Annotated in this window: 13 protein-coding genes; 7 read left to right on the forward strand and 6 right to left on the reverse strand. The window is 61.8% G+C overall.

Going from position 1 to position 11,846, the window contains the following annotated elements:
- Nucleotides 1-48: 48 nt before the first annotated feature.
- Both FGK63_RS06780 and FGK63_RS06785 read right to left on the reverse strand, forming a co-directional pair.
- Nucleotides 49-486 (reverse strand): CBS domain-containing protein, encoded by a 438-nt coding sequence (locus FGK63_RS06780; protein WP_138840850.1) that lies wholly within the window; start codon nt 484-486, stop codon nt 49-51.
- A gap of 60 nt (nt 487-546) precedes the next feature.
- A complete protein-coding gene (locus tag FGK63_RS06785) occupies nt 547-1,449 on the reverse strand; it encodes a LysR family transcriptional regulator (RefSeq protein ID WP_138840851.1) in 903 nt (300 codons plus the stop codon).
- Nucleotides 1,450-1,553: 104 nt separating this feature from the next.
- Between FGK63_RS06785 and FGK63_RS06790 the strand changes: the two genes are divergently transcribed.
- Nucleotides 1,554-3,053: a CoA-acylating methylmalonate-semialdehyde dehydrogenase gene (locus tag FGK63_RS06790; protein WP_138840852.1), complete on the forward strand. Its 1,500-nt coding sequence runs from the start codon at nt 1,554-1,556 to the stop codon at nt 3,051-3,053.
- A 213-nt stretch (nt 3,054-3,266) separates the two neighbouring features.
- On the forward strand, nt 3,267-3,848 hold the full coding sequence (locus FGK63_RS06795; protein ID WP_171052605.1) for a L,D-transpeptidase: 582 nt from the start codon (nt 3,267-3,269) through the stop codon (nt 3,846-3,848).
- Between the two features lie 55 nt (nt 3,849-3,903).
- Here the strand turns inward: FGK63_RS06795 and FGK63_RS06800 are convergent, their stop codons facing one another.
- Both FGK63_RS06800 and FGK63_RS06805 read right to left on the reverse strand, forming a co-directional pair.
- On the reverse strand, nt 3,904-4,395 hold the full coding sequence (locus tag FGK63_RS06800) for a fasciclin domain-containing protein (RefSeq protein WP_138840854.1): 492 nt from the start codon (nt 4,393-4,395) through the stop codon (nt 3,904-3,906).
- A 78-nt stretch (nt 4,396-4,473) separates the two neighbouring features.
- Nucleotides 4,474-5,319 carry a class I SAM-dependent methyltransferase gene (locus FGK63_RS06805; protein ID WP_138840855.1) on the reverse strand — a complete coding sequence of 282 codons (846 nt, stop codon included), beginning with the start codon at nt 5,317-5,319 and terminating at the stop codon, nt 4,474-4,476.
- Nucleotides 5,320-5,457: 138 nt separating this feature from the next.
- Here FGK63_RS06805 and FGK63_RS06810 point away from each other — a divergent pair, with 138 nt between their 5' ends.
- The gene (locus FGK63_RS06810) at nt 5,458-6,573 is read left to right on the forward strand and encodes a carboxylate-amine ligase (RefSeq protein ID WP_138840856.1); all 1,116 of its coding nucleotides are present in this window, start codon (nt 5,458-5,460) and stop codon (nt 6,571-6,573) included.
- 6 nt (nt 6,574-6,579) lie between these two features.
- On the opposite strand, the gene FGK63_RS06815 is transcribed toward FGK63_RS06810, so the two are convergent.
- Nucleotides 6,580-7,437: a hypothetical protein gene (locus tag FGK63_RS06815; protein ID WP_138840857.1), complete on the reverse strand. Its 858-nt coding sequence runs from the start codon at nt 7,435-7,437 to the stop codon at nt 6,580-6,582.
- A gap of 173 nt (nt 7,438-7,610) precedes the next feature.
- Between FGK63_RS06815 and FGK63_RS06820 the strand changes: the two genes are divergently transcribed.
- The 4 genes from FGK63_RS06820 (at nt 7,611) to FGK63_RS06835 (ending at nt 11,203) form a co-directional block, all read left to right on the forward strand.
- The gene (locus FGK63_RS06820) at nt 7,611-8,753 is read left to right on the forward strand and encodes an acyl-CoA dehydrogenase family protein (protein ID WP_138840858.1); all 1,143 of its coding nucleotides are present in this window, start codon (nt 7,611-7,613) and stop codon (nt 8,751-8,753) included.
- An 8-nt stretch (nt 8,754-8,761) separates the two neighbouring features.
- The gene (locus FGK63_RS06825; protein WP_138840859.1) at nt 8,762-9,802 is read left to right on the forward strand and encodes an enoyl-CoA hydratase/isomerase family protein; all 1,041 of its coding nucleotides are present in this window, start codon (nt 8,762-8,764) and stop codon (nt 9,800-9,802) included.
- A 3-nt stretch (nt 9,803-9,805) separates the two neighbouring features.
- Entirely contained in the window at nt 9,806-10,678 is an 873-nt protein-coding gene (gene mmsB, locus FGK63_RS06830; protein WP_138840860.1) for a 3-hydroxyisobutyrate dehydrogenase, read from the forward strand.
- 114 nt (nt 10,679-10,792) lie between these two features.
- Nucleotides 10,793-11,203, forward strand: a complete 411-nt coding sequence (locus FGK63_RS06835; RefSeq protein ID WP_138840861.1) for a hypothetical protein — start codon at nt 10,793-10,795, stop codon at nt 11,201-11,203.
- Between the two features lie 2 nt (nt 11,204-11,205).
- Here FGK63_RS06835 and FGK63_RS06840 read toward each other — a convergent pair whose 3' ends face one another.
- A complete protein-coding gene (locus tag FGK63_RS06840) occupies nt 11,206-11,790 on the reverse strand; it encodes a VOC family protein (RefSeq protein ID WP_138840862.1) in 585 nt (194 codons plus the stop codon).
- Nucleotides 11,791-11,846: the final 56 nt, after the last annotated feature.

Below are 11,846 nucleotides of genomic sequence, written 5' to 3' on the forward strand. Positions count from 1 at the left end.
TGCAAGTGGCCGCACCGTCAGGCGCGACCCCGCTTCCGCAGCCCCGGATCAGTGCCCCATGATCATGCCTGCTAGGGCATCCTTCTCCATTTCCACTTCCATCAACTGCGCCTTGACCACGTCGCCCAGCGTCACGATTCCGATCAGCTTGCCTTCCTCGACCACCGGCATGTGGCGGAAGCGGCCTTCGGTCATCAGGGACATGATCTCCTTGACGCTCGACTGGCTGGTGCAGGTGACCAGATTGGTTGTCATGTACGCCTTGGCCGTTCCGAACAGGCAGCCGCTGCCGCTGGCTGCGAGTTCGCGGACGATGTCGCGCTCTGACAGGATGCCCATCGCCGTTTCTCCGCCATCGTCGGAAATGACGACCGTACCAATCCGCTTTTCCGCCAGGATCTTGGCCACTTCGGAGACCGTCGTGGAGGAAGGAACGGTAACTACGCCCTCGGTCGCCTTTGTTTTCAAAAGAGCCTGTACGAGCATATGCAACACCTCCGAAATAAACTCACGTTTTCCAAAGCGTTGCCGGATTGCCCGATCCTGTCAAGATGCAGCTTCCCCCTCAAGCCGGGCGACTTCGTCGCGGATTCCGCGCGTCAGCGCCTCGGCGAACCGGTTCAGACGCTGGTTGCGCTGGTCTCCCTGATGCCGCACCAGATGGAAGCTGCGCGTCAGACTGACCTGATCCGTCAGTATTTTCCGCAATTCCGGATGAAACGGCAGCGTGAAGTCATGGGCCACTCCGACCCCCGTCCCGACCGAGATCTGCCGGAGTTGGACGGAAACGGAATTTGATGCAAGCGCGACACGCTCGATACCCAAATCATTGAGGTAATCCAGCTCTCGATCAAAGATCATGTCGGGGATATAGCCGACCATCCTGTGCTGCTTGAGATCCGCTGTCGTCTGGATGAACGGATGAGTTTCCAGGTATCCGCGCGTGGCGACCATGTGCAGCTTGTAGTCGCTGATCTTCTGAACCAGCAACTGCCCGGCCGTGGGCGCGCTGACAGTCACGGCCATGTCCGCCTCGCGCCGCGACAGGTTGATGATCCGCGGCAACGCCAGGATCTGTATGTCGAGATCCGGGTTTGCGTCGCATATCCTGGCGCAGACTTGCGGCAGCAGGTAATTGGCGCAGCCGTCCGGCGCGCCGATCCGGATCTGGCCGCTCAGCGTTCCGGCCGGCCCCGCCATGGTTCCGGCAGCCGCCCGCATCGCCTCTTCGGCCTGAAGGGCATGCGCCATCAGCCGCTCGCCCGCCGCCGTCAGCACGTAACCTTGCGGGGATTTGGTAAAAAGCGGCGCGTCCAGCGCCGTCTCCAGCCGGGACACACGTCGTCCCACGGTAGCGGGATCGAGTTTCAGAAGACGCCCCGCCGCAGAAAGGCTTTCCTCGCGCGACACGGCAAGGAAAATCTTCATGTCATCCCAATTCGGCTCCATCGCACCCACACCTACATTTTTGCAAAGCTACTTTGGAACATTGCCTCTGTTCAGGGGATTTCTGCAAGCCTATGGTGCGCCCAAATTCATCGGAGGAGTCCCAGATGCAGGAACTGACCCACTACATCAATGGCGAGCACGTGACCGGCAAGTCCGGTCGCTTTGCCGATGTCTACAACCCCGCCACCGGCGAAGTGCAGGCCAAGTGCCCGCTGGCCTCTAAAGACGAACTTGCCAAGGCAGTCGAGATCGCAGCCGCTGCGCAACCCGCCTGGGCAGCCGTCAACCCGCAGCGCCGCGCCCGCGTGCTGATGAAATTCGTCGATCTGCTGAACCGCGACATGGACAAGCTGGCCGAAGCTTTGAGCCGCGAGCACGGCAAGACCTTCCCTGACGCCAAGGGCGACGTTCAGCGCGGGCTGGAAGTGGTGGAATACTGCATCGGCGCGCCCCAGATGCTGAAGGGCGAATTCACCGACAGCGCCGGCCCGGGCATCGACATCTATTCGATGCGCCAACCGCTCGGCGTCACCGCCGGCATCACCCCCTTCAACTTCCCGGCCATGATCCCGATGTGGATGTTCGCGCCCGCGATCGCCTGCGGCAACGCCTTCATCCTGAAGCCGTCCGAACGTGACCCCTCGGTTCCGCTGATGCTGGCCGAACTGATGGAAGAAGCCGGTTTGCCCAAAGGCATCCTGCAGGTCGTGAACGGCGACAAGGAAGCGGTGGACGCAATTCTGCACCATCCGGTGATCCAGTCGATCGGCTTCGTCGGTTCGACCCCCATCGCCGAGTACATCTATTCGACTGGTTGCGCCAACGGCAAGCGCGTGCAGTGCTTCGGCGGTGCCAAGAACCACATGATCGTCATGCCCGATGCCGACATGGATCAGGCCGCGGACGCGCTGGTTGGCGCAGGCTATGGCGCTGCGGGCGAACGCTGCATGGCCATTTCGGTCGCCGTCCCGGTCGGTGACGAGACCGCCGATCGCCTGATCGAAAAGCTGATTCCGCGCGTCGAAAAGCTCAAAGTCGGCCCCTACACCGCCGGCGACGACGTGGACTACGGCCCGGTCGTGACCGCGGCCGCCAAGGAGAACATCCTGCGCCTGGTGCAGTCCGGCGTGGATCAGGGTGCGAAACTGGTGGTCGATGGCCGCGACTTCAGCCTGCAGGGTTACGAAGACGGGTTCTTCGTCGGCCCGCACCTGTTCGACAACGTGACCAAGGACATGGACATCTACAAGAAAGAGATCTTTGGTCCCGTCCTGTCCACCGTTCGCGCCAAGACCTATGAGGAAGCCCTTGGTCTTGCGATGGACCATGAATACGGCAACGGCACAGCGATCTTCACGCGCGACGGCGACACCGCCCGCGACTTCGCCAACCGGATCAACATCGGCATGGTCGGCATCAATGTACCGATCCCGGTGCCGCTGGCCTATCACACCTTCGGCGGCTGGAAGAAGTCGGCCTTCGGCGATCTGAACCAGCACGGCCCCGATGCGTTCAAGTTCTACACGCGCACCAAGACCATCACCTCGCGCTGGCCCTCGGGTCTGAAGGAAGGCGGCGAGTTCCACTTCAAGCCGATGGACTGACCACAACGCGCATTCCGCATGTTCAATACCGACCCCGGCCAGATGGCCGGGGTCTTTCGTTTCGGCAGACCTTTGCCAGCGATCGGGCGAGCGCCCGGACTCACGAAAATTTCAGCCCCGCCTCTCTGGAAAAACCGTCAATTGACACGTAACGTCGCCGCGAATAACAGCAGTCGAGCAGATTATCGGAGGCTTTCCGTGTCCAAATTTCGCATGACCCGCCGCAGCGCCCTGCTGGGTGTTGCTAGCGCATTGTCCGCTCCGGCCCTTGTCCGTGCTCAAAGCGCATTTCCGGTGAATGAACCGCCGATCGAAACGCAGGTGCCGACACGTCGCAACGTCTCGTCCTTCGCACAGCAGGACTGGCAGGACCATTTCGCGAGTCTCGGCGTCGGCTGCCTGTTGGCCGACATCACCAGCCGCGCCGTGCATTACTGGGGCGGCGACGGCGTGACCTACCGGCTGTACCCCTCGTCGGTTCCGATGTCCGAGGAACTGACCAAGCGCGGCCATACCGAGGTTGTGCGCAAGTCCGAAAACCCCAGTTGGACACCGACCGCCTCGATGCGCGAGCGCGACCCGTCGCTGCCCGAGCGGATCGAAGGCGGCGATCCGGGCAACCCGCTGGGCACGCGCGCCATGTACCTCACCTGGCCGGCCTACCTGGTCCACGGCACGCATGACACCCGCAAGATTGGGCGCCAAAGCTCGTCCGGGTGCATCGGGCTTTACAACCAGCATGTCGAAGAACTGTACGAACTTGTGCAGATCGGCACGCAGGTGCGGCTTATCTGAACGAAATAGCCCCGGTCCTTTCGGACCGGGGCATACTGCCTGAACAACGGAAGGATTATTCCGGCAGCAATACCTTGTCCACGACATGGATCACGCCGTTCGAGGCGACGATGTCGGCCTGAATGACCTCGGCGCCTTCAACCTTGACGCCGTTGCGCGCGTTGACCTCCAGCCGGTCGCCCTGCACGGTCATCACCTGAGCTTTCTTGCCCGCGATGTCGCCGGACATCACCTTGGCCGGCACCACATGATAGGTCAGGATCGCAACCAGCTGATCCTTGTTCTCGGGCTTGAGCAGGGTCTCGACCGTACCTTCCGGAAGGGCCGCGAACGCCTCATCCGTGGGCGCGAACACGGTGAACGGACCCTCGCCCTTGAGCGTCCCCACCAGGTCCGCTGCCTGCACGGCGGCAACCAGCGTGTTGAACGATCCGGCCGAAACCGCGGTGTCGACGATGTCCTGACCGGCCTCGGCCTTCAGCGGCATCGCGCCTGTCATTGCCAAAGCGGCGGCTCCGAAAATTCCCATGAACTTGCGACGAAACATTGCAGCGAACTCCTCTCCTGCGTTTGATGGAAAGTGGTACGCCCGGTTCCGGCGGCCGGATCAATTTTTCTTTTGCCGCTATTTTTTCATCACCCAAAGGCTCTGCGCCCGCCCTTCGGAAAGAAACGGCAATACCTCGACCGCGTCGGGCCGGGCCTGCTGCAGGTAGTACCCGGGCCAAAGCATCTCGTAACCTCCAGTCTGAAGCAGCGCGTGCAGCACATATTGCTCGCCCCAGCCCGGGCAATCATAGAAGAACCGCTTGGGATATTCGTAGGGTAGGAACACGTCGTGCACATGGATCACGACACCCGGCTTCAGCTCCGGAATGATCCGGCAAAACAGATGCGCCACGTCGTTGCTCATCCGTACAACGTGGCTCGAGTCGATGAACAGCACGTCACCCGCTTCAAGTCCGGCGAACAGCGCGGGATCCACCTGTTCCAGACGCTTCTGTTCGAAATGGTCGACCACATGGGCGATATCGGCGCGCGGAAAGGGGTCGATTGCGGTGATTTCAGTTTCGATCCCGCCATCCATCACAGCCTGCCGCGTAACGCGAGTCGAGTTTCCACACCCGACCTCGACCACCCGCTTCGGCCGGAAGCGGCGGATCATCAGGTAGAGCGCATCGGCGTCCGGGCTGTCATAGTAACCGTTACCGGGTTGATAGCCGGTCTGGTTCGAAGACGGGTCTTTCAGTGCGTTCAGCGCGATGGCATGTTCGCGATATTCCCCGACCAGCTTCGCGATATCGAACTTGTCCATCCCGGGAGACAGGGCATAGGCCGGGCCGTTCAGCCCCCCTGCCCGCTCGAACTCTTCCAGCCGCGCCCGCTCGTCCCGCTCGGTCGCCCGATCAATCAGCCTGACCCCAAACCGGTCGAGAAAGGCGTTGGCTCGGGGAAATTTTCTTGGTTTCACGGGCCGGTCCCTCTTGTCCTGCGGTTTACGCTTCCATAACGCCCCACGTCGCGTGACCGCAAGAAGCGATGCCGCAACCCCTTGGCAATTCGGGTCAATCCGTATTCACTGAACGGCAACGAACTCAGGAGAACCGGAATGCAGCAGGAATTCACGATTGGGATCGAGGAAGAATACCTTCTGGTCGATCGGGATTCCCTGCAACTTGCCGTGGCGCCCGAGGCCATGATGAAAGCCTGCCAGGACGATTTCGAAGGCCAGGTCAGCCCGGAATTCCTGCAATGCCAGATCGAAGTGGGCACCCGCCCCTACGCCACGATCGCCGGCGCCCGCGAGGATCTCAAACGCCTTCGTACCTGCGTGGCCAAGCGCGCGGCGGAACATAACCTGGCGCCCATTGCCGTGTCCTGCCACCCGTTTGCCGACTGGAAGGATCAGCACCATACCCGAAAGGAACGCTATGACGCCCTGCACCATGCCCTGGGCGGCGTGGCGCGGCGGATGTTGATCTGCGGGATGCACGTCCATGTCGGTATCGAGGATCCGCCGCTCCGGTCCGACCTGATGCCGCAGCTCAGCTACTTCTTGCCGCATCTGCTGGCGCTCTCGACGTCTTCGCCCTTTTGGGGTGGCGAGGATACCAAGCTTTCCTCGTACAGACTGACCATATTCGACAACCTGCCGCGCACCGGCCTGCCCCCCACATTCGGCAGCTGGTCGGAATACGAGCGTACGACAGGCATTCTTGTCGACCTGGGTGTGATCGAGGACACCACGAAGATCTGGTGGGACCTGCGACCGTCACACCGCTTTCCGACGCTGGAAACGCGGATCATGGACGTCCAGCCCAGGATGGAACACGCGCTGTCGCTGGCAGCGATGGTCCAGGCGCTGACCCGGATGCTGTGCCGCCTCAAGGCCCGCAACCTGCGCTGGCGGCAATATGACCGTTTCCTGATCGGCGAGAACCGATGGCGGGCGCAGCGATATGGCGTCGGAGAAGGGTTGATCGATTTCGGCGAACGCTCCATCAAACCGATGACCGAGTTGATGGACGAGTTGGTGGGAATGCTCGCCGAAGACGCCGAGGCCCTGGACACGCTGACCGAGATCGCGCGCCTGCGCCAGATCGCCGAAAACGGCACTTCGGCGACGCGGCAGCGCCGTGTGCATGCCGAGGCGGCGGCCAAGGGAGAAGACCCCGGACAGGCGGTCGTGCGGCACCTGATCGAAGAGTTCCACGCCGACCTCTGACCCGCGTCAAAGCACCCGCAGCATGTTCCGGATCATTCGCCCGACCGGCTCGTACAGGTCCGGGTCCTTCCAGTACCCGTTGTGCGACAACGGGTTCCATGAAGTGAAGATGTTCCCGGAATTGATTGATACGTCGCGGATTTCCCGGCTTGCCACCAACAGATCATAGGCCGGAGCGCAGTCGCGCAGGGGATAACCCAGGACGTCATGCTTGTCGAAGAAATTGTACCACCATGTCTGGAACCTGAGTCCTTGGGGCAGTGCAGAGTTCGGTGGAGCAATCGGCGTGATGCTGGCTTCAGGATAGGCAAACAGAAAGATCGGAATGTTGCACCCAAAGGTCATTATACCCGCCACCGTTTGCATGTTCCTGACCGGAGTGCTGTGCAGGGTTTGCCCGGTGTCCAGCAAGTGACGCTGCAGATCGTAGATGTAGTTGGACATGATGTGACCGCCGAGCGAATGCGCCAACAGCAGGACCGGCGCCTGATCTCCCACCTGCACCCGGACATCCTCCATCACCCTGTCGACTTGCGCGTGAATCGCCTCGTAGGTCTTGTCGGTCCCGTCGGGTGTCTGCCGGTAGGACGCCGCATCCGAAAGGTTGCGCACGACGAATTCGCGGACATCATCATACCCGGTACGACGCTTGATTTTTCGCAGATACTCCTTCTGGCGTCCCTGAAGCACATGCGCCCACACGACTTCACGCCACGCGACCTCGCCCATGTCCGCCCCCACGAACCGTTCGACCCGCTTGTGCAGTTCCCGCGAGAAAGTCAGCGCCGAAGAAGGCTGCTCTACCCCCGAAAACTGGCTGCCCATGCCGTGAATGACCACGACCGCCATCTTGAAATTCGACATGCCGGTGCTCCTTGGAAAATCAGTTGTTGAAACGTGCTCCAAGCATACCCCAAACTGGGCCCGCCGCCCAAACCCCTGCGAGGAATGCTGCACGATTGCTGCCCGTGCAAAACTTCTGTAAGAATTCGGAAATAAACAGTCGTTCAATTCACAACGCCGGAGGGAGACTGTCCATGGATTTCGCATTGACCGAGGAACAAACCGCCATTTTCGACATGGCTCATGCGTTCGGGCAGGAGAATATCGCCCCCTTCGCCCGCCAGTGGGAATCCGAAGGCACGATTCCCAAGGATCTGTGGCCGCGGATCGGCGAACTCGGCTTTGGCGGTCTCTACGTCTCGGAAGAATATGGCGGCACCGGCCTCAGCCGGCTGGACGCCACGCTGGTTTTCGAGGCGCTGGCCATGTCCTGCCCTGCCGTCGGCTCGTTCCTGTCGATCCACAACATGTGCGGCGGCATGATCGACAAGTTCGGCAGTGAGGAGACCAAGCAGAAATGGCTGCCGCAGCTTTGCACGCTGGAAAAGGTGTTCAGCTACTGCCTGACCGAGCCGGGATCGGGCTCGGACGCGGCGGCGCTGAAGACGCGGGCGGAAAAGACCAACGAAGGCTACAAGCTGAACGGCACCAAGGCGTTCATCTCGGGCGGTTCCTATTCCGATGCCTACGTGACAATGGTGCGCACCGGCGAGGACGGACCCAAGGGCATTTCGACCGTGGTGGTCGAGGACGGCACACCGGGCCTCAGCTTCGGCGCGCTCGAGCACAAGATGGGCTGGCAGGCGCAGCCCACCGCGCAGGTGCAGTTCGACGACTGCGTGGTGCCGCATGACAACCTGATCGGTGAGGAAGGCCGCGGTTTCGTCTACGCCATGGCCGGTCTCGACGGCGGGCGGCTCAACATCTCGGCTGGTGCGCTGGGCGGCGCTCAGGCGGCGCTGGACATGACACTGCAATACACGTCCGAGCGCAAGGCGTTCGGCACCACCATCGATCAGTTCCAAGGGCTGCAGTTTCGGCTTGCCGAGTTCGAAACCCGCCTGCAGGCCGCGCGCACTTTCCTGCGGCAAGCGGCCTGGAAGCTGGACAATGGCGCACCTGACGCCAGCAAGTTCTGCGCCATGGCCAAACTGATGGTGACCGACACCGCCTTCGATGTGGCAAATGGCTGTCTTCAGCTGTTCGGCGGTTATGGCTATCTCGCTGACTACGGAGTGGAGAAGATTGTCCGCGATCTGCGAGTCCACCAGATCCTCGAAGGCACCAACGAGATCATGCGGGTGATCATCGCCCGCCACATGCTCGCCAACCGCTGAGGGATCCGATGCCCGATATCGATATCCGCGTCACCGGCCGCGCCGGCCGCATCACTCTGACCCGACCGCAGGCGCTGAATGCGCTGAGCTATGACATGTGCATGGCGATCGATACCGCACTGCGCAACTGGCGCGAGGATGACGACGTGGACCTCGTCATTCTGGACGCGGAAGGTGACAAAGCGTTTTGTGCCGGCGGCGATATTGCCGAGCTTTACGAGACAGGCACCAAGGGCGACTACGGCTACGGCCGCAGGTTCTGGCGCGACGAATACCGCATGAACGCGATGATCTTCGAGTATCCCAAACCGGTCGTCAGTTTCATGCAGGGCTTCACGATGGGCGGAGGTGTCGGCATCGGATGCCACGGTACGCATCGCGTCGTTTGCGAAAGTTCCAAGATCGCCATGCCGGAATGCGGCATCGGGCTGATCCCCGACGTGGGCGGAACTCTGATGCTGTCGCTGGCGCCGGGCCGAGTCGGTGAATACCTGGGGCTGACGGCCGGCCGCATGGGACCGGATGACGCGGTTTTTGCCGGCTTTGCCGACCACTACATTCCGCGGTCGCACTGGGAAGCCCTGATCGAGATGCTCGAAGCTTCGGGCGATGCGGAGCACGTCAAGACCCATGCCGAAACGGCGCCGGCGGGCGGGCTCAGGGCCTTGCAGCCCGAGATCAATGCGCATTTCGCCGGAGAAACGCTGGGTGACGTCCTGACATCGCTGCGCAACGCCGACAGTGATTTCGCCCGTGAAACGCTCAAGATCCTGGGCCGCAACAGCCCGATCTCAATGGCATGTACGGTCGAGATGCTGCACCGGTTGCGCGGCCCGTCGCTGAACATCCGCAAGGCATTGGAACTGGAATACCGTTTCACCCATCGCGCGATGGAGCACGGCGATTTCCTGGAAGGCATCCGGGCCCAGATCATTGACAAGGACCGCAATCCGCAGTGGCAATATGCCGACATGAACGTTCCGGCGGTGGCGGTCTCGAATATGCTGCAACCGCTGGGCGCGGATGCCCTGACATTCGAGGAGGACTGAGAAATGAAGATCGGGTTCATTGGCCTGGGCAACATGGGCGCGCCGATGGCCGCCAACCTGGCAAAGGCGGGGCATGAGGTCGTGGGCTTTGACATGGCGGATGTCGCGGTCGAGGGCGTCTCGATGGCCGCAAGCGGCGCCGATGCAGCCAAAGGCGCAGATGTGGTCATCACAATGCTCCCAAACGGCCAGATCCTGCGCGCCGTGGCAAATGAGATCATTCCGGTCATGACCAAGGGTGCCGCTTTTGTCGATTGTTCGACCGTCGATGTGGACAGCGCCCGCGAAGTCGCGCAACAGGCCGCCGCCGCCGGGCTGCTGCCGGTCGATGCGCCGGTGTCGGGCGGCGTTGGCGGCGCGTCCGCCGGGACGCTGACATTCATGGCGGGCGGCCCGGCCGAAGCCTTCGCAAAGGCAGAACCCTTGTTCGCGATCATGGGCCAGAAGGCCGTGCATTGCGGCGATTCCGGGGCCGGTCAGGCAGCCAAGATCTGCAACAACATGATCCTTGGCGTCACCATGATCGCCACTTGCGAGGCCTTCGCTTTGGCCGACAAGCTGGGCCTGGACCGGCAGAAGATGTTTGACGTGGTCAGCACCTCATCGGGTTACAGCTGGACCATGAACGCCTATTGCCCCGCCCCCGGAGTTGGCCCGCAATCGCCGGCGGACAATGACTACAAGCCCGGCTTCGCCGCCGAACTGATGCTCAAGGACCTGCGCCTCAGCCAGCAGGCCGCCGCCAGCGCCGATGCCGACACGCCGATGGGCCAAGCTGCCACCGCGCTCTACGAGCGGTTCGTTGAACAGGAAAACGGCAAGGGCATGGACTTCTCGGCGATGCTGCCGAGGTTCGAAAAGCGCGGCAGGGGCTGAAACGGATTTGGCGGCGATTTCTTGCGCAAGGCGATGAATCCGAGCCCGGCACCCATACCATGCGGCGACGCCGCAAGGTATGGTCGGGGCACCACCGCGAAAGGACGCAATACGATGAAAGCCCTGGCCAGCACCGCAGCAATTCTGGCGTTGCTTCTGACCCCCGCCGCGACCCTGGCCGGAAACGGCAACGACAAGGGCAAGGGCAAGGGGCAAGACAGGAACAGCGTGAAGGTTCAGCGGGTCGCCCCGCAACAGGGGATCGTCGCCGGGACCGGCGTCGGCCACTGCCCGCCTGGGCTTGCCAAGAAAGCCGTGCCGTGCGTTCCCCCCGGTCAGGTCAAGAACCGTTACAAGGTCGGCGACTACATCACCCGGGACTATGTCTGGATCAACGATCCCGACCGCTACGGCCTGCGCCGCGACGGCTACTACGTCCGCGCCGGGGACTACGTCTATAGCGTGAACCGGCAGACGCACGAGGTGCTGAACCTCATCGGCGCGGTGGCGGACATCTTGTACTGAAATCAGGCGTAGGGGTTCCCGGGCGTCCGGTCCTCGGACAAGCTGTCCTGCCGCTTGAGAACCAGTTCCTCGATCGCGTCGGAAAGATGGACGCGGGTGATGTTGTAGTCCCCGCGTGACAGACGGATCCGGTGCGCCCGGATCAGCACATCCGCATGGGTACATCCTGCCGGAGGATCGAAACGGTAGCTCGCGAGTTCGATCAGCAACCCGAGCGGGTCCATGAAATAGATCGAATCCATGAACCCCCGGTCCTTTGGGCCGGAATGACTTATCCCCCGCTCGTCCAACCGTTCCACGGCCTGCCAAAAGGTCGCCTGCGAGACGTTGAAAGCCAGATGATGCACGCAGCCTGGATCCGTCGGCGTTCGATCAGGAGTGCCCTGGCGGCCTTCGTTGGTGAATACGGTGATAAGCCGCCCGTCGCCCGGATCGAAATAGACATGACCCTCATCCGGGTTGTCGAGGTTGGGCTGTTCAAAGACAAAGGGCATGCCCAGCACGCCTTCCCAGAAATCGATGGTGCTTTGCCGGTCCGCACCGGTCAGCGTGATGTGGTGAACCCCTTGCGTTTGCAGCTTGCGCATTGTTGATGCCCTCCAAAGTGCTTGGAAAGAGTGCCACAATCCCGGCAATCTTTGCA

Source organism: Ruegeria sediminis (genome assembly GCF_005938215.1).
Lineage (GTDB): Bacteria > Pseudomonadota > Alphaproteobacteria > Rhodobacterales > Rhodobacteraceae > Ruegeria > Ruegeria sediminis.